Annotated in this window: 11 protein-coding genes and 3 pseudogenes; 6 read left to right on the top strand and 8 right to left on the bottom strand. The window is 37.2% G+C overall.

Annotated elements, in window-relative coordinates:
- Together PVV65_RS08120 and PVV65_RS08115 are read right to left on the bottom strand one after the other, a co-directional pair.
- Positions 1 to 229 (bottom strand): annotated as a pseudogene (locus tag PVV65_RS08120) (hypothetical protein); the annotation flags it as partial.
- On the bottom strand, positions 226 to 552 hold the full coding sequence (locus PVV65_RS08115; RefSeq protein WP_273755648.1) for a hypothetical protein: 327 nt from the start codon (positions 550 to 552) through the stop codon (positions 226 to 228). The pseudogene PVV65_RS08120 and the gene PVV65_RS08115, both read right to left, overlap by 4 nt.
- 351 nt (positions 553 to 903) lie before the next feature.
- Here PVV65_RS08115 and PVV65_RS08110 point away from each other — a divergent pair, with 351 nt between their 5' ends.
- Positions 904 to 1,086 carry a type II toxin-antitoxin system HicA family toxin gene (locus PVV65_RS08110; protein ID WP_273755634.1) on the top strand — a complete coding sequence of 61 codons (183 nt, stop codon included), beginning with the start codon at positions 904 to 906 and terminating at the stop codon, positions 1,084 to 1,086.
- Between the two features lie 20 nt (positions 1,087 to 1,106).
- On the top strand, positions 1,107 to 1,529 hold the full coding sequence (locus PVV65_RS08105; protein ID WP_273755635.1) for a type II toxin-antitoxin system HicB family antitoxin: 423 nt from the start codon (positions 1,107 to 1,109) through the stop codon (positions 1,527 to 1,529).
- 3 nt (positions 1,530 to 1,532) lie between these two features.
- On the opposite strand, the gene PVV65_RS08100 is transcribed toward PVV65_RS08105, so the two are convergent.
- From PVV65_RS08100 to PVV65_RS08080, 5 genes and pseudogenes are all read right to left on the bottom strand, one after another.
- Positions 1,533 to 2,075, bottom strand: coding sequence for a hypothetical protein (locus tag PVV65_RS08100; RefSeq protein ID WP_273755636.1), 543 nt, complete (start codon positions 2,073 to 2,075; stop codon positions 1,533 to 1,535).
- A 12-nt stretch (positions 2,076 to 2,087) separates the two neighbouring features.
- Positions 2,088 to 2,321, bottom strand: a pseudogene (locus tag PVV65_RS08095) (single-stranded DNA-binding protein); the annotation flags it as partial.
- A gap of 99 nt (positions 2,322 to 2,420) precedes the next feature.
- Complete coding sequence (locus PVV65_RS08090; RefSeq protein WP_273789824.1) at positions 2,421 to 3,626, bottom strand: ATP-grasp domain-containing protein; 1,206 nt, start codon at positions 3,624 to 3,626, stop codon at positions 2,421 to 2,423.
- The gene (locus PVV65_RS08085; RefSeq protein ID WP_404978398.1) at positions 3,623 to 4,837 is read right to left on the bottom strand and encodes a hypothetical protein; all 1,215 of its coding nucleotides are present in this window, start codon (positions 4,835 to 4,837) and stop codon (positions 3,623 to 3,625) included. The genes PVV65_RS08090 and PVV65_RS08085 overlap by 4 nt, the downstream gene beginning before the upstream one ends.
- A 525-nt stretch (positions 4,838 to 5,362) precedes the next feature.
- Positions 5,363 to 6,139, bottom strand: coding sequence for a trans-aconitate 2-methyltransferase (locus PVV65_RS08080; RefSeq protein WP_273789822.1), 777 nt, complete (start codon positions 6,137 to 6,139; stop codon positions 5,363 to 5,365).
- A 544-nt stretch (positions 6,140 to 6,683) separates the two neighbouring features.
- On the opposite strand from PVV65_RS08080, the gene PVV65_RS08075 reads away from it, so the two are divergent.
- Positions 6,684 to 7,895 carry an MFS transporter gene (locus PVV65_RS08075; RefSeq protein WP_273789821.1) on the top strand — a complete coding sequence of 404 codons (1,212 nt, stop codon included), beginning with the start codon at positions 6,684 to 6,686 and terminating at the stop codon, positions 7,893 to 7,895.
- 301 nt (positions 7,896 to 8,196) lie between these two features.
- On the opposite strand, the gene PVV65_RS08070 is transcribed toward PVV65_RS08075, so the two are convergent.
- Positions 8,197 to 8,466, bottom strand: a complete 270-nt coding sequence (locus tag PVV65_RS08070; protein ID WP_273755641.1) for a hypothetical protein — start codon at positions 8,464 to 8,466, stop codon at positions 8,197 to 8,199.
- A 943-nt stretch (positions 8,467 to 9,409) separates the two neighbouring features.
- On the opposite strand from PVV65_RS08070, the gene PVV65_RS08065 reads away from it, so the two are divergent.
- From PVV65_RS08065 to PVV65_RS08055, 3 genes and pseudogenes are all read left to right on the top strand, one after another.
- On the top strand, positions 9,410 to 9,931 hold the full coding sequence (locus PVV65_RS08065; RefSeq protein ID WP_273789820.1) for a helix-turn-helix domain-containing protein: 522 nt from the start codon (positions 9,410 to 9,412) through the stop codon (positions 9,929 to 9,931).
- A gap of 683 nt (positions 9,932 to 10,614) precedes the next feature.
- Positions 10,615 to 16,737: a Vomp family autotransporter gene (locus PVV65_RS08060; RefSeq protein WP_273789819.1), complete on the top strand. Its 6,123-nt coding sequence runs from the start codon at positions 10,615 to 10,617 to the stop codon at positions 16,735 to 16,737.
- 793 nt (positions 16,738 to 17,530) lie between these two features.
- Positions 17,531 to 19,222 (top strand): annotated as a pseudogene (locus PVV65_RS08055) (hypothetical protein); the annotation flags it as partial.

Genomic DNA, 19,222 nt, shown 5'->3' with positions numbered 1-19,222 from the left:
TCTCAAGAAACCTTGCTGTCGCCTTTTCTTTAATATAAACGCCTTTTTTAACACGCTTTGGTTGGGCTGATGAGAGGTCGGCAACTTGCTTCTCCGTAAAGCGCTCGACTTGCTTTGCTGCGGTGTTAACAGCATTCCGTAAAGCCCAATTAAGGCGTGGTGCTTGAAGATTGGTAAAGGTATCTTTTACCTGTTGAAGATACCATTCTTGATGGATGATTAATTTCAATTTTTAAGCTTTTTAGCAGGAGGTGTTGATGATTTGGAAACTTTAGATGTTTCGCTCTGTTGGAGTGAAGCTTCTTCTGCACTTGGTTCAGAGGATACTTGTACCACTTCTTTTTCTATTGGCTTAATTGGTTCAATTGTCTTTTCAGATTTTGTTGTTGTTTTACTTTCCACAAAAGGTTTTGCGGCATTGGCGCGTTTGAGGCGCGCGTAGACTTGATTGGAAACTTCAACAAATGGATTACTTGAAGTTGATGGTTCAAAACGAATAGTGCTTTTGTTATCGCCAAGAACACACATTGGCTTAGTGATGACAGCTTTCATCATTGCTCCTTTTGAGGCAATTAATTAATGACATCATTGGTCATTTAATGGCTTTTGATGTGTGCAAAATAGATAAGCCAATTTTATCAATAAAAACAGTATGTTAAACCATTTTTAAAGCTTAATATTTTATCAAATTTTAGGGGATATTTTTGAATTTTAGACACAATACAACTAGTGCAATTGCCATCATTAAATACGATTTTTCACGTATTGTCAATAGAAGAAATCTATATTTTGTATTTTTTTATTTTTTGATCAAAACTTAGTATTTTAAAAGCCAATCTTTAATTTTATACAATTAACAACATTTATGTTGTATTGAAACATTTTAGATGTTATATTATTATAATGAATAGTCAAGAATTGAAAAGATATCTTATAAAGCATGGTTGCAGTTTTACTTCAGGGAAAGGTGGACATTTGCTTGTAAAGCGCGGTTCTAAAAAAACGGTTTTGCCAATGCATGGTGCGCGGAAAGAATTAGGAACAGGATTAGTTCAAAAGATTCTTAAAGATCTTGACCTAAAATAAGCCTGAATATGGAGGCGTAAATGAAATATGCAATCAAATTTATCAAAGATGACAATGATACTCTTCTAGTCGTCTCTAAAGACTTTCAGGAATTTATTACCTATGGTAACGATGAAAAAGAGGCTTTGGAACAGGCTAAAAATGCACTTTTAACAGTCATTATGGGGCGTTTTCAAGATCGTGAACCTATTCCCTTTGGACATCGTGATATTGCCTATCCTTTTGTTGAAGTATCTTCATTGGTGACTTTAAAAATTGCAATACATAACGCCATGGTTGAAAAAAACTTACGCAAAGCTGATCTCGTGCGTCTTTTAAAACTTCATCCAATACAAATTGACCGATTGTTGGATTTAAACCACGCAACAAAATTAGATGCTTTAGAATCCACTCTCATTGCTCTTGGAAAAGAGATCACTATCAATGTTCAAAATGCTGCTTAAAATTTAGCGATTTTGTGTAAAATGTTTATGAAGTGCATTCAGAGCAACACACAGCGAACCGATAAGATGTGGCAGTGATTGATCTTCTATAACAAGATATTGTAATGCAGCATAAAGATTATACTGTCTATAGAGGTGTTGTGCTTCTTTGATAGCCTCTTTCGTCACTTCATAACAATGAGTTGCTCTTTCAATCCACCGTTTTTGTGCCTCCTCATTTGATGAAGGAGTAAAGTTATCATAAATTGCATTAGGCAATCCTTTTGCACATAGGTAATTGTTTTTCACTTCAAGATATTTTTGCGCAGCATCATATTGGTCTTGATTGATTTCGCCTTGCAAATAAAGCCGCCCGATATAGGTGCTGGAAAGTGGATTTTTAGCCTCTTCTATGGTCAAACAGAAGCGTTTGGCACGCATTTCAATTGCCAATTTATCCATGGGTTCATGCGGTGTTTTTGCTCGTGAGATGCGTCCATTTGGTTCTCTGATACATCCTTTAATCCGAGGACGACCACGTTTTGCACGTTTTTTTCTTTTTGTCATATTTTTTTTCAATCAGAATGGTATGCTATCATTATTAATGAGTGCACTATGATCAGCAGCCCTTGAAGCGATAGCATAATTTTGAGAAGTAATAGGTGAAGGGGCAGGGGATGCCGATTGCTCTTTTTTGGCATCAAGTAAATATAATTCGCCTTTGAATTGTGGTAAGACAATCTCTGTTGTGTAGCGGTCATGCCCATTTTTATCTTGCCATTTGCGTGTCTGTAATTTTCCCTCTATTTTTATTTATCTTGTATCCTTAAATAGTTTTTCATAAGCTTGAAGGCATAGCTTTATAAATTCAGCGTTTTTAGGCTTTTTTATTATTTCCAATTGATGTTTTTTCTATAAAAAATTACTGCGAATTATCCTTTCCAGAGTCGATAATTCATCATCATTCTGTCCCCAAATTGCTATAATGGTTGGGCAAGTATTTAAATCGATGGTTAAGGGTAAAGGCTCGTTTTCTTTAAAAAAGAGCATAAAATGAACCACATTTTCCAAAGAGTGAAGTTTTTGCTTCCACAGGTTAACATCTTTTATAATATGACCATCGATCTTGTTGATAAGAAAAATAATACGTCCTTTTTTCTTAAAACGACTTGGTGTTTGCGAAAACACGCCTGCAATAAGGTTAACGGAGCTTTCAAGTAAGCCATCTTCATAACAATGCGCAAACAAAGTGGGTGCAATCCCTCCGTGGAGGCGAGCCCCTACTTCGATCATCACTGGACCACGCGCGGTTTGCATGATTTCCATATGCGCAGGTCCATATTCAATCCCCACTGCGCGAATACACTGTTTTGCATAAGAGATAAGAGCGGCATAAAGAGGATCTTGAGCATCAAGTACATCAAGCGATTCATAAACAAAAGCACTTCCATTATGGATACCCTTTTTATATCGCGATAAAGCGCATATCTTTATAGCTTCTCCCTTTACAATGGCATCTACGATGTATTCCTCTCCCTCCAATCTTTCTTGAAGCAAATAAGCCTCGTTAGGTGTGCCAAAGATATTTTTCTGCGTCCAATCAATCTCAGAGATCCACGCTGCTACTTCCTCACGGTTAGAGAAAAACAAAACACCATCGCTTCCAGCAGAATTGTTTGGCTTTATCACATAGCCGCTGGGGCTTTCAAAATCATCGAGAGTACAATTGTTTTTTGTAAGAATCTTTGATCGAATATAAGATAAACCGTTTTCACAAAGATGCTTTTGCATTGCTGCTTTTTTCCGCCGCCAATCGGTGGTCAAGGGGTTATTTCCAGGACAACCATAATAAGCAGCCAATTGCTCTGCACAATAAATACCTCGTTCTGCACCTGCGATTACAGCTTTTATTGTACCGACAGGAAAGCGTTGCTTTATCTCATCGATACTATGAAGTTTTGCTTCTGCCATACCTTCACCCTGATAAGAAAGCATAAAGCGTGAAAAATGAATTGGTTGAGAGATAACACCGTAACAGGTATAGCCCAATTTTTGCAAAGCAGGGGCATAGAGAGCACCCGTGGAGAAAGGATCGACAATAAGAATGGTTTTGCTCATGTTTGGGCCCGCTGTAATGAAAGAAAAAGAACATAGATAAAGATTATCAGCCCGATAAGGGGGAGAAGATAAATGGCTGCTTGGGGGCCCATAAGAGCAGAGCTTGTAAGAAGACCAAGAATAACATAACCCACCGATTGGGAGAGCGTATAAAGCATGCCACTATAGCTTCCAACAAGCTCTGCTTGAGTTTCTGTTTTTGTTGCTTCAATCATATGTTTGCGGGCGTTAATCCGCATGGTATTCATTGAAAAGCCAATAAAAAAGCAAAAGGCCACAGCCAAATAAGGTGATTGTGTGGTGCTAAAAATAAGATCAGCCAAACCCAACATAAGGGCTGGGAAAATGAATTCAAAGCGCGGGATCTTGATAAAAGCAGCCAAAAAAGCGCCCACACCCGCAACTGCACTGCACAGTCCATAATATTTAGAGCCAAAATCTTTCACACTCTGAAAAAGAATGGTTGCCAGTGTATTATAAGCGCAAATGTGAAAGCCAATAAGGCCTATGCAGACGCATAAAAGTTTAAGCTCTAGGGAAAGCCTATCTGCTTGCGGTATAAGCGTTGGTTCTTTATCGGTGGCAGGTGGCAAGCCATTTGTAGTGCACTCGGTACTATATTCATCGCGAAAGATGATGTATCCGGCCACAAGGCTTATGATGATGTCAAACACACAAATGGCTGCAATCAAACCATTATAGCCGATTTCAGCTGCTGCTCCTCGTGGGCTGGTGGCTTCTAAGAGATAGCCACTCAATGCTGCTCCCAAAAAGGCACCAATCTGCACCACTGTTTGCATAATGCGGGAAGCTTTTTGGGCGCTAATATAACCACTAAGCGCGAGCTTAGTATTATAAGTTTCCAGCGTACTTAAGGTGATCAACGAGAGATAACCAATAGAGATAGAAACAGCAATAAAACCCAAAGGGGAGTCAACATAATGAAACAGAGCGATCAACAAAAGAAGGCTATAGACGACAATCCGCCTTTTGTATAAATCTCTCAATTGCAACGAGACTTTAATATGCACAAGACCACTTTTTTTCAAAAGATAGGGTGTAAGAGTCCCCAAAGCCATGGTTATCCCTAGAAAAATCGATGAGGATGTTATGTGATAAGCATTCCAAAGGTTACTTAAGAAGAGCACCATATCAGAAAAATAGAGCAAAACAACAAGCCCATAAAACCGAAACATTAGCTGTTTGTGCACATCACCCCCCATGTTGGCATCTCTTAAAAACACGCAATATCATAATCGGTACACACATTCATAAACAGTTAGTACATCTATTATTGGATAGGTCAAGTTGTTTCGATAGGGGATGATAATAAAGTTGAACGCTGACATTTACTGTAATGATAGTTCATTTTCAGAAATTTGAGTAGCGGAGAAGGCGGGTATTTTTACTGGGTTTCTTGTGAAATCTTGCCGATAAAAGGTTAGTTTGCCAGTTGATGAGCACAGCTACGTTTGAGAGTTATCTTTTGTATTTTCAAGAGTGTCTCTGTTTAATTCAAGGGTGTGGGTATTCTTGATTATTACCGTGATAAGCTTGGATTTTGAGCTGGCAACACGCCTCATTACCAGGCAGAAATTATTTTATGGTCTCAGATTGAGGTATGCTAATACAATTTTAGGTAGCGTTTTATACAATCGATTTGGATGGGATGACTTCGTTTTTTGGGAGCTATTATAATGTGTTAAAAGATAATGAGGAGAATCATAGATGTAAGATTATTTTATATAGATGTAGAGTTCACTTTGATACAAAAGTTCCAAATTTCCCTGCATTTCATATTGTTTTATCAGCGCAGCCAATTGCTGTAAATATTTTTTTCCATGGCTGGCAATAGCGCGTTGCGCTTGCGTTGAAGAGCGACTCATGCCTATAAAAGCTTCGGATGGGATTGTCATTGTCCAATTGTGTGTATGTAAAGCAACCTTTTCTGGATTGACTTCAAGGTCATCACGCATTTCTTGTAAAAAATCAAAATTACGATAATAACGGGAATAGTGAGGGCTCATTTCCTCTAATAATGTTTCATAAGCAGTTAGAAATTGGCTATTTTTAAAATCGCGATTGTTTTGAATAACGGCCATAACGCCTCCAGCGCGAAGTTGGCTTGAGACAGTGCTAAGCAATAGAGGGCGATCCATCCACTGAAACGCTTGTGCCGCAACAACAAGATCAACCTTGCCGATTTGGGGCAAGAGGCTTTCGGCTTTATCGTGATACCACTGCACAAAAGGAAATTTTCTTTTCCCCTGCTTAATCATATCTACCGAGACATCGATCGCATGATATTGATGTTCATTGCCTAGAAGTTTGACAATTCCCTCTAATGCGATGCCTGTTCCAGCTCCCACATCCACAATGGACAAATGTTTTTTATCTTTAAAAGGAAGCAGCATGATTTTAAATAAGCTGAGGGGATAGCGTGGACGATAGCGATCATAATCATCAGCCAATCCATCAAATTTTTCACTTTGTGATTGAGTGGTCTGTAGCATGTGATGTGGTTCCCCTCACGAATTGCACTGTGTATAAAGAGGCTATCCTTTGTCCATTATGTCAAGTATAAATTCTAAAAGAAAGTTGAATGGAAGCTGCTCAAATTACGCTGAGATTCTATATATTTCTCTAAAAATCTGTCTCACTTCTGGTGCGATTACTCTTTGAATGTCTTTTATGAACATCAAATTTATAACTTGCTTGTGGAGACGACCAGTCCCAAATCCTCTATCGTAAAAATGAGATCACCTATTCGCTTTGTCGTTATTATAAGTTAAAATAATTGATTGAAGCGCTACAGTGTTCTATTCGCGGTACCAATGTAACTCTTAATGAGAATAGAAATAGTTATGAATATTCAATATGTTAAGATTACTCCATATAATATCTAGTGCGTTTTCTTTTCATAAAAAATTAATCACGCACGAACAAAATGAGGAGTTTTGTTTCTTTAAATTTAATGAACTAAAATAAGAGCTAAATATATGTTTTTAAATGTGCTTATACTACATACTGAATGATGTGTGTATGAGGGAATGATTTATGTTCATTGCAAATTTGAAAGAACGTGCTGCTCTATTCGAGCATAGAACTTTCCTCTATTTTACCTTGAGCGGTTTATTTGCTACATTTGGAAATGGTCTAAATTATATTGCGTTATCATGGCTTGCTTACAGTCAAACGAATTCAATTCGTGGTGTAGCGCTTTTGATGTTCTTTCTCTGGATGCCGAGTATTATTTTTGCACCTATTTTGGGCATATGGGCAGATAAATATAACCGTAAAACGCAGATTATTATTTCAAATCTTGCCAGAGGTTTGGTGATTATGGGTTGGGTAATGCTTTGGTATTTTGGCATAGAAATTGATTTAATGATCTTATCTGCTTCGTTAGGTATTTTTATTTCTTTTTATATGCCATCAGCTGTTCCTTTAATCCAAAGTATTGTTCCTAAAAAACAACTCATCAATGCAAATGCAACCATTGATATGGTCTATGAACTTGGCACGATCATCGGTATGGGGTTTAGTGGATTTATACTTGCCTGTGTAGGAACAAAAGGAACTCTTCTAATAGGTGGTATATTCTTTATCATTGCTGGTTTATTTAATTTTGCAATGAGGGTACCTAAAAATCGTAGAGCTAAAAATCAAAGTAAGCAAAATTGGTGGGAAAGTTATACAGCATCCCTTCATTATTTTAAGCAGAATCCATTTCTTTTTATGCCTTATATAAGCCAGATGATTATTACGACGCTTTTAATGACCATCCCTGTTATTCTTGTCCCTTATACACAAGAGGTATTAAGCACGGATAGTGGGACCTTTGCAATATTTGAGGGGCTTTATTCTATGGGTGTATTGACAGGAGCACTTCTTTCACCACTTCTTTGTAAAGTTTTATCCATAAGGAAAACATTGGCATTTTTATTAGCTGTTATGGCTATTGGACTTGCTATTTTGTCTGTTAATACACACATTTTTGTTGTTTTTCCTGTTTACTTTATGATTGGATTTGGACTTTCAAGTTGGGCTCTTTCAATTTCTTTATCGCAACTCTTTTGTGATCCTGAATACCAAGGAAGATTGCAGGCAAGTTTTAATGGTCTCTCTGGATGCTTTATTCTCGGAGTCTATCTCATTATGGCAAACGATAGCAGTAGCATATCGCCACAATCGATATATTTTCTTCAAAGCATTGTTGCGCTTGTTGGGATGTTCATTGTGCTATTTTATAAACATAAAAAACACTAAATTGTCTTTAAATATGTAATCAATATATGCCATGTTTATTACGCATTTATTATTGCCTTTCGCATTTGCCTTTAAAGGAGATGGCAAATACTAAGGTTTGTACGTTTAATGAAGAAAGCATAAATTTGTATTGTTATAAAATACTCTTTATTTTTTGATGATGATTAAAGGAGTGATGCGTTTCTTTAATTCATCAGACTTTTGTAAGGAGATAAAGACGCAACACTTTAAAGTTTCTTAAATGGTTTAAATACAGCAGAAAATAAAGCATTTTCATCATAATACGGGGGGGGATATTACGTTATTTTTGTTTTTCAAAATCCATACGAAAAATTGCATCAATTTCATCCTCATTGGAATCAGTATTTCTGCGACGATTCAAGGTTTGCACAATCTCTTTTTTTAAAAGCGCATCTGTTTCACTTAAACGGTGAATGCTGAGTTCCAATTCAAGAGATAAAGCTAAATCTACACACAATTTAAGCTCTTCTCCAATGTCGAAACCTCGTTGATAATCGTCATAAAGACCAACCAATGTATCAGATAATTCCTTATCGTATAAAGAGGTCATACTAGATTCCTCCACGTTACGGTTTTCTGTGCAGCTTTGGTCTGTTTAAGGATCACTCCACTATCATCACTCAGAATTGCCATATATACGAACCTCATGGTTTTATCAATTTTCTGCAAAATACGCGCTTTTAAATCAATGCCTATTAAAAACTTTGTCACTCCAAGATTTTGAAGTGCCTAATTGTAAATATAGATGGCAATGCGTTCATTATAGAACTTATAGCATTTAAAATACATTGCAAAAAGGCTTTTAATTTGCGCATAGGAAGAATATTTTGGCAATACACCAAACATCCTGAAATCTCTATTACCAATTACAGCTAAATCAGTGCCATTGATATCTACAATAAGCAAGCATGATTTATAAACGTTCAGCTTCTTGAGAATGCGTGATAATCTCATTTTTTGTAGAAATACAATTATTTTGCCTCTTTTATATTGCGTTTTACACATTGATAAACCTTTTATTCTATAAAAAACTATAAGAAGTGTATTTGCATATTTTTATAATAAGATTTCAATGGTATATTGTACAGCGCGCAGTGAAGAAAACCGTATTAGGTTTTTAATGCTGTGAAACATAAAACTACGTTTTTTGAGAGAGCAGTTGATAAGAACTTTGTTTGATGGGTATACAATTGGCCATGGCAGGGGTTGTTTTTTCATGAGAGGATGCCCAAATGTTTTTGACGCTGAGGGTCGATATTTGGTAAAATTTCACGCGTTTTGCTTAGGGGTATGAGAGTGGGGGTTTGGCAAAACACTATGGCGGTGGCATTTTTTGTGTGATTGTCATAATTTTCGCTCCTGCTTAAACGGATGCTGTAACATCCGTTTTTGTGGGGTTCTGTTATGTAATGCCTACCCAATATAACGGGTAGTAATGATAGGTATATCTACAAATGAGACATTAGTAAATCCCATTTGTAAATATTATTGATATGACTCGACAAATAAATACACCTAAAACCCCCTTAGCAAAACGTCTAACAGAGGTTAGAAAGTTTGTAGGTTTATCTCGTAATATATTTTCAGTCAAAATTGGTATTAGTATTCAAGGGCTTGGCAATTACGAGCGCGGTGATAGAATCCCCGATGCAATTATTTTATCGTCATATGGAGAAAAATTTGGCGTCAATTTAAATTGGCTTGTAACGGGTCATGGCGAGATGTTTTCAGATATGGCAAAGGCGAAAGCGGCTGGTTTAAAACCGCAAGCAATCCCTGCTGGTTTGATGAAAAAGCTTGGATATTTAGCTTATACAACATATCATGATGCAAACATAACGCTTTTTCCTGAAGATGTTGCGGAATTAGCAGCAGAGCTTTACGGAAAATTGCAAGAGCTTATTGAAAACCTCAACGACATGGAAGAAGTCAAAGCCACTTTGCCACTTTTAAAATTGCATTTAAAGCGTAAAATTGAAGCTGAAAAGGCACATAAAACGCCCCAAGGCATATGAGTTAACAGTCTTCTAAAATAAAATTCTCCTCTGCTATAAAATCAGTTTAAAAAAATACATTCAATGATAAAAACATCTATAAAAACAATAAGTTATATAAAGTTTTCTTTTTAATTTTTTCAAAATTCTATATTTTTTATGAAAATAATGATCCTCTAGAATAGGTTATCCCATAACAAAGAACGAAGTTTCATAAGGGTCATAATCTACTAGATTATAAAATAAGTCTAAAAAGCTATAATTTTCATACAGATAAGCACAACTGTTATAAAACAACATTTTTTGTATTTCATAAGAAGTATTTTTGCAAATTTATAAAAAATTATTTTTTACACTCTTGCCATTTTGCTACTGCGCTTTATTTGAAAGGTAGAATTGCTCTTTAGTGAAACTATTTTTATTATGAGCTAAATCGCGATATGTTTGGATGGAAATGATGTAATATTCTCAAAGTTTGTGTTTTTATTTATTTTTTAGCTTGAATCCCTCTAGCTAAAAGGGTTGGGGACTTTTCTAGATTCGATGTTGTTGCAGAGATTTTAGGGTGATGCCGTAGTCAATATTGGTGTCAGAGGGGGAGTTTTGTCTTGATTTATTGGTTTTTGAGGTGCGCGAACTCAAGGGTTTAGCCATGGGGGTTTTGCGCGTTGTAATGATGTTGAGCTCTGTTGGAGGAGATTCTTATGAAAAAAAAATATTCAAAATCAAATTTGCTTAAAGCGGTCTCATTAGGAACTGCCATGGCTGCACTTTTATCAAGTGTCTCTCCCATTTTTGCTGCCAATTTTGCCTTCACAGGAGAGACTAATTTAAGTACAAATGGTCCCAGTGTTTTCTATTCACATGGTAGTCATGGGAGTGTTGTTTTATCTGGTGATGATGATTTCTGTGGTGCAGACAACGTCGTTGGTCGTGGCGGTAAACAACAGCAAGTAGTTAGTGATAATCAACGAATAACTGCAGAGGAACAATATAACAGATTTATAGAAGATCGAAAATTCGTCGACCGCAATCCTTATGGTACGACTACTGAAAAGGTTACTTGGGGGGGGAATGGTTGGACATCTCCTAGAGGCGGTTATATGGGGCCATTGACAGGTGGGTTTCAGAATGCGATGCCTGAAGCTTATGGTGTTTATTCTTTTGCAACGGGCTGTGGTTCTGCGGCAACAGGAAATTATTCCACAGCGTTTGGTGCAGGAGCAACTGCAAAAACTGGTGGTTCGCAAGCTTTTGGTGTTTCTGCACTTGCGAGTGGTAAAGCAACTGTTGCTATGGGTATCGGATCAGAAGCTTCTGGGGATTCTGCTGTTGCTTTTGGTGGTCTTGCAAATGCATTGGGTAAAAATAGTGTTGCTGTGGGATTAAAAGCAATGGCAAAAGAAAATTTTGCGATTGCTATAGGTTCAGAGGCTGAAGCGCAAGCTTCAGGTTCTATTGCAATAGGTAGCAGGCGCTCTGATAGAACTGAAACGTCTGATCCTCAAAGAAAAGCAATAGCGAAGAGTAAAAATGCGATTGCTATAGGTTCGCATACATATGCTGAGGCGGAGGATTCCGTTGCTATTGGTGCAAATGCGCAAGCGCGTGTTTATGATGGTGTTGCTGTAGGTGGTGGTTCTATCTCCGATAGAGATAAGGGCGTTAAGGGATATGACCCTTACCTTGATGATGATACGACAGAAAGCGGTATTGCATGGATCAGCACAACAGGTGCTTTTAGTGTTGGTGAAGTTGGTGGCACAGGTAATGGTAAATTAACACGACAAATTACAGGTGTGGCCGCTGGGAGTGAAGATACTGATGCAGTTAATGTGGCACAGTTAAAAGCTATGAGAGACGTCATAGCAGGAGGAGGAGCTTGGAAACTTTCTGCTAACGATACAGATCCTACAGATGTGAATTCAGGCAATATAGTAGATTTTTCAGTGAAAGATACAAAAGCAGGAAAAGATAACTTAACAATTGAAAAACACAATGAAAACAAGAAGCATAAAATTGAATTTGCTTTAAGTGATAATCTTAAATTGATAAGCGTTACGACTGGTCAAAGCTCTATGAGTGATGATGGCTTTACGTTTACTGATGGTGGCCCACGCATGACTATTGATGGTATTGATGCTGGAGATGAAAAGATCACAGGAGTGAAAGCTGGAGAAGATGATACTGATGCAGTGAATTTTAAACAGCTAAAAGAATTTACAACAGGAATTAAAGGGGGGGGCTGGAAGCTTTCTGTTGAAGATGGAGAAGCTACAGATGTTGAGGCAGATAGTACAGTCAATTTTTCTGCTGTTGCGAGTGAGGATGGAAGTAAAAATATCAAAATTGTTAAAGGCGATGGAAATAAAGTCTCTTTTGATTTAGCTGATAATATTAATGTAATGACTGTCACAGCAGGAGACAGCGTTATGGATGCTGCAGGCTTCAGATTTAACGGTGGTGAAGGGCCGAGCATAACTGTTAATGGCATTCATGCTGGTAATAAAACGATTAAAGGAGTAGCAGCAGGGGAAGAAGATACCGATGCTGTAAATTTGAAGCAATTAACAGACGTGAAAGGATTGATATCAAAAGCAGGTGGCTGGAAGCTTTCTGTTGATGGTGAAGATGCGACAGATGTTGAACCAGGTAGTACTGTAGATCTTGTTGCGGGTGAAAATGCAGATGGTGACAAAAACATCCAAATTGTCAAAGGTGATGGAAATAAAGTTACATTTTCTTTGAATAATGATCTTAAGTTAACGAGTGTCACGACAGGCGACAGCATTATGAATGATAGTGGCTTTTCGTTTGCTGATGGTGAAGGACCAAGTATGACTATATATGGTATTGATGCTGGTGATGAACACATTACAAACGTGAAGGCTGGGGAAAACGATACCGATGCAGTAAATTATAAGCAGCTGAAAGATATAGAACAACTTGCAACAAAAGGTTGGAAACTTTCCGTTGATGGTAACAATGCTACAGATGTTGGAGCAGGGAGTACAGTAGATCTTATTGCGGGTGAGACGAATGGTTACAAAAACATTAAAATTGAAAAAGACAATGAAAATAATGTCACATTTACTTTGAATGATGACCTTAAGTTGACGAGTGTTACTACGGGCAACAGCATGATGAGTGATGATGGCTTTTCATTTGCTGATGGCGGTCCAAAGATAACAGTGAATGGTATCGATGCAGGCAGTAAAAAGATTACAAAAGTAGCAGCGGGAGAGCAAGACACTGATGCTGTAAATTATAAACAGTTGAAAGAAATAAAGAACCAGATAGTTGGCGACAGTCTTGTTAAGTGGGATGAGGATGAAAAAGTTATTTACATTGGTGCTGAAAAGGACGGAACAGAACTTGATATTACAAATAAAGATGGGGATTTTAGGGTAATTACTGGTGTAGCAGCGGGAGAGTATGACGATGATGCTGTAAACTTTGCACAATTGAAAGAGGTAAAGACACTTGCAACAAAAGGTTGGAAACTTTCTGTTAATGGCGATGATGCTACAGATGTTACAGCTGGGAGTACAGTAGATCTTATTGCCGTTAAGCATCACGAAGATGGTGAACTCACAAATATCAAAATTGTGAGAGGAGATAACAATGAGATCAAGTTTGATTTAGCAGAACACATTAAAGTTGGCAGTATAGAGGTAGGGGGTAAAACTAGTTTAACTGCTAATGGCTTAGTGATTAAAAATGGTGGTCCAAGAATAACATTTGGCGGTATTCATGCGGCTGATAAAACGATTACAGGAGTGGCAGATGGTGTTTTAGAGAAGGATGCAGTTAATCTTTCACAGTTGAATAAAGTAAAAGATCGGATTAACAATGTAACAGAAAATAGTCTAGTTAAATGGGATGAGGGCGAAAAGCTTATTACCATTGGCAAGGAAAAAGGCGGTACGAGAATTGATATCACGGGGACTGATGGAGAGCGAACCATTGCAGGTGTCAAAGATGGTAAAATTTCTGAAAATTCAACAGAAGCGATAAATGGTAGCCAAATTAATGCGATATCTAAAGACATTGCAAAGTTTTTTGGTGGAGATGCGGCATTTGAAAATGGTAAATTTGTAGGGCCAAGATATAATTTATCTACAGTTTCTACAGATGGTAAAATAGTTCAGAAGGAATATACTGATGTTGGCTCGGCTTTGACAGGGCTTGATATAAATATCAAAAATGTCAATAAACATATAGAATATGTAGACAATAAATTTGATAAGAAATTTGATAAATTTTCTCAAGATGCTTTATTGTGGAGTGAAGCAGAAGGGGCGTTTGTTGCACGTCATGGAACAGATGGAGAGAAGACAGACAGTAAGATTAAGTTCCTTGCGGATGGTGATATTTCTGAAGAGTCAACAGATGCAATCAATGGTTCTCAACTTTATACGATGGGTGATAAGATTGCCAATTATTTCGGTGGTGGAGCTAGCTATGAGGATGGAGAGTGGACAGACCCTACTTTCAAGGTTTCTCAACGCGTTGAGAACGGTAATATTGTTGAGAAAAAGTACAATAATGTCGCTGAGGCTTTTGATGGTGTCGATACTTCTATCACGGATATCTATAATCAGATTAATAATGTGACAGAAAATAGTCTTGTTAAATGGGATGAGAGCGAAAAGCTTATTACCATTGGTAAGGAAAAAGGTGGTACAAAAATCAGTATCGAAAACATGAATGGTGAGGATCGTACACTTTCTGGTGTGAAAGATGGGACAATTTCTCGAACATCAACAGAAGCTGTAAATGGTTCTCAGCTCTTTAAGACAAATGAAAATGTCAAAACTGTTACCGATAATATCAAAACAGTTGCTGAAAATACATCGAAATATTTTGGTGGTAGCACAGATGTACTTGAAGGTATAGAACCAACTTTCCTTATTCAGGGAAAGACATATCGTAATGTTTTTGACGCATTTGGGGGTGTGAATACTTCTATTACAAATATTGATAATAAAATTTCTGATTTGAAAGAAAACAGTCTTGTTAAATGGGATGAAGGGAAGAAACTTATCACCATTGGGAAGGATAAAGCTGGGACTGAGATCAATATTGCAGGATATGGTAAGGTAGCACGTTCCATTTCTGGTGTAAAAGCGGCAGAGAAGGGTGATGAAGCTGTTAACAAAGATCAACTTGATAAAAGCATAAAGGATATTACGGAAAATATTGAGACAGTAACTGCTGCTGCAGTTCTTTATGATAAAAATGACGATAATAGCGTTAATTATGAGAGTGTAACTTTAGGTGGCGAGAAAGGTGCAAAACCAGTTGCTCTCCATAATGTCAAAGATGGTAGCATTTCTGAAAATTCTCACGATGCCATTAATGGTAGTCAGATTAATAAAATATCAGCAGATATTGCAAAGTTTTTTGGTGGTGGTGCAAAATTTGTTAATGGTGCCTTTAAAGGACTAAAATATACTTTATCGGCTATTGTAGATGGTGAGGTAGGGCAGGCTAATTTTTATGACGTTGGTTCAGCTTTAAAAGGTCTTGATAAAAATGTTAAAGATGTGAATCAACGCTTAACGAATGTATCTAATGAGTTTAATCAGAACATTGAAAGTATCTCAAAAGATGCTTTACTGTGGGATGATGATGAAGAAGCATTTGTTGCACGTCATGAAAAAGATGGTAAGACGACAAACAGCAAGCTTAAATATCTCATGGATGGTGAGATTGCGGATGGTTCAACAGAAGCCATTACGGGTAATCAGCTTTATTTCATGAGCAACCAGCTTGCAAATTATTTCGGCGGTGGTGCTAAATATGAAAATGGCAAATGGACAGCACCTACTTTCAAGATTGTTCAAATCAATGAGAATGGTGAAACTGTTGAGAAGGAGCACCATAATGTTGCTGATGCTTTTGGTGACGTTAATGAAAATATGTCAAATATTAATAACCGTATTGATGATGTCATCAACAAGGTCGATTCAGATGCTTTAAAGTGGAATGATAAAGAAAAAGCCTATGATGCTGGTCGCGATGGTAAGCCGAATAAAATTATCAATGTCGCTGATGGTAAAGTTGAAAAAGGTTCCAAAGACGCGGTTAATGGTGGACAACTTTGGGAGACCAATGAACGTGTCTCTGGTGTTGAAAAAGATGTTAAGCATCTTAACAACAGAGTTGATAACATTTCCAATACCATTGCTGATATTGGGGACATAGTTACCAATATCGATGTTAAAGTTGATAATATTGATAATAAGGTTAACGATATTGCTGAGGATGCTGTTCGCTATGACAGAGATGAAAACGGCAACAAGACCAATAAAATCACATTAACGGGGGGAGATGCCAGTGAACCTGTTGTGATTGATAATGTCGCTAATGGTAAAATTGAGAAAGGATCAAAAGAAGCTGTAAATGGTGGTCAACTCCATGACTATACCCAAGAACAGATGAAGATTATTCTTGATGAATCCAAGCAATATACGGATCAAAAGATCAATAATATTAGGATTGATGCGATTGATGAAGCTGTTGATAAGTCCAAACACTATACCGATATGAAGTTTGATGTTTTAAACTACAGCATTGAAAGTGTGCGAAAGGAAGCAAGACAAGCAGCAGCTATTGGTTTAGCAGTGTCTAATTTACGCTACAATGATACACCTGGAAAATTAAGCGTTGGATTTGGTACTGGTTTATGGCGCAGTCAATCAGCTTTTGCCTTTGGTGCAGGTTACACCTCAGAGAATGGAAATATTCGGTCTAATGTATCTGTTACGACTTCTGGTGGTCATTGGGGTGTAGGTGCAGGATTCAATATGACATTGAATTGATAATTAACAAACCAAATGAAAAATTCTTTTCACCCTTGTCTTATGAGGCAGGGGTGAATTGTTTTTTACAATCTATAAAAGATATGCATAGAAAGAGTGATAAGGGATATAATGATAACGGACAGGTTTTAAAAACAGAAAAAACTTTTACGATTTCGGCAAAGCTCCCACTTTTTTCAAAAGAAAAGATGAAATTACCTGACCTTCTAGAAAACTATAAATTTACGATTCATCTTCGGGTAAAGAAAAACAGATTGAGTTTGACTGGAGAAGTGGTAAAAATGATATGCCAAATTAGCCTACGATAACTTAAATCATCTCTATTCTCGTCATTTGTGAGAGTCTGTGATGAGGTTATTTTGGAGAATAACAATAAAATTAAAACGCCCCTCCTTACGCATTTTTGAAGAAAAATTGTAGACTTTATTCATTTATTTTACACAAAAAATACTTTTACTTAATACTTTGCTAAAAAGAAAAACTCCCCTTTCTTTTCAAGATATTAGCACTTTTTCTATGAATAAAAGTGATAAATAAAAAACTAGAAAAACAATATCATCCTTGCAAAAAATAACGAAAAAGCCTAGAGGTTAAACAAATACTCACTAATATATAAAAAAATTAATCTTATTATCTCAGAGTAACACAAAAAACAGGGGCGTTCACTATGACATCTAAATGTGTAATTTCTCTATTTTTTATAATTTAAAGAAATCTAAACTTAAAAGTTTCCTTAGCATTTAAATTTGTCTTTTTTGTGTTTTTAGTTATTTTTTTCATTGGGGAATTTGTTATGAACAAATTATATACACAATTAGCGGGGAGTGATTTAAAATTTTCTCGTTTTTCTTTTATTAAAGTTTTGTCATTGACTTCAATCGCTGCGTTTTTGTCGAGTGTTTCTCCTGTTTTTTCAAAAAATCTCTCTCCAAGAGAAGGAGTTTCTACGGATATAAAGACTGTTTCTGTGATGTCTCCCCAAAGTGTTATTTCTGTTTATGATGAAGCTACCGGTTATTTGAGGCTTCGCGATAGTATGTCTTCCCAACAATTTGCACAGCATGATGAGAATCTAGTGCCGATTGGTATATTTGATGCCTCGCAAGATGATTCACCTGTAATCACAAAGCGTGATGCTGGATTACAACGTGCAGACAAAAATGTTACTTTAGGTGATGGAGCGCAAGTACAAAAAGAATGGGGTGTTGCTGTAGGTTATATGGCTCACGCTATGGGGAAAAGCAGTACCGCATTGGGTGGTGAATATAATGAGGAGAGTACACACGGGGATAGTGATTATACCACTGCCAATGGTGATTATTCAACAGCTTTGGGTTCTGTTTCTAAGGCTATGGAAAATGGTGCAACTGCTGTTGGTCATCGTGCATTAGCAAAAGGTAAACAATCTATTTCTGTGGGATTTTATTCGAAAGCAAATGAAGAAAAAAGCGTTACGCTTGGGGATTATGCTGTAACTGAAGTAGTAGGAGGAGTTGCGTTAGGGAGTGCTTCTGTATCTAATGTTGGAGCTGGTGTTGAAGGGTATAGTCCTCTTGGGAAAAAGGGAGAAGGTGCCGATTTTGTATGGAAAAGTACACAAGGTGCTGTGAGTGTTGGTGATGTTAAGCAAGGGAAAACACGGCAAATTGGGGGAGTAGCAGCAGGTACAGAAGAGACTGATGCGGTGAATATTGCGCAGTTAAAGTCATTGCAAACCTATGTAGATAAGGGCTGGAATCTATCTATTAATGGCAAAGATGCTAAAGCTGTAGGGATAGACGATACGGTAGACTTTTCAGCTGGAAGTAAAAATCTTGAAATTACCAAAGGCGAAAAAGACAATAACATAAAATTTGATCTCGCAAAAAACATTACGCTGGAGAGCGTAAACATTATAGACGGTCCTCAAATAACCAAAGATGGTATTGATACTGCCGGTAAAAAGATCACAGGAGTCGCAGCGGGGAATACAGATACTGACGCTGTGAATTTTGCACAGCTAAAAGAAATGCAAGAGGCGGTGACTATAAAAGGCTTGAAAATTAACACGACTAGCAACGATTTTAAAGATGCTATAGCTGATGGGGTCTCTTCAGTTGCCATAGGTTCTGGGGCATCTGCATCTGCTTCTAACACTGTAGCTTTGGGGGTGAACTCGCAAGCAAAAGTGGAATCAGGAGTTGCTATAGGAGCGTATTCTGTAGCTGATGTTGGTGGTAGTATTACTGGTTATGATCCTTTGAAAGGTCGAACAGCAAACAGTTTAAGTTATGAATGGAAAAGTACATTAGGTGCCGTTAGTGTTGGTGATAGTTCTATAATGCAATCGCGGCAAATTACAGGGGTAGCAGCGGGTACTGAAGATGTTGATGCGGTGAATGTTGCGCAGTTGAAATCCTTGAAAAAATATGTGGATCAAGGTTGGAAACTCTCTGTTGATGGTAAAAATGCTAAAGCTGTAGGGATAAACAGCATGGTAGATTTT

It is taken from the genome of Bartonella sp. ML70XJBT, assembly GCF_028618425.1.
Classification (GTDB): Bacteria; Pseudomonadota; Alphaproteobacteria; order Rhizobiales; family Rhizobiaceae; genus Bartonella.
Note: the sequence above shows the minus strand (reverse complement) of the source record. Positions and strands in the feature narration are given on the sequence as shown.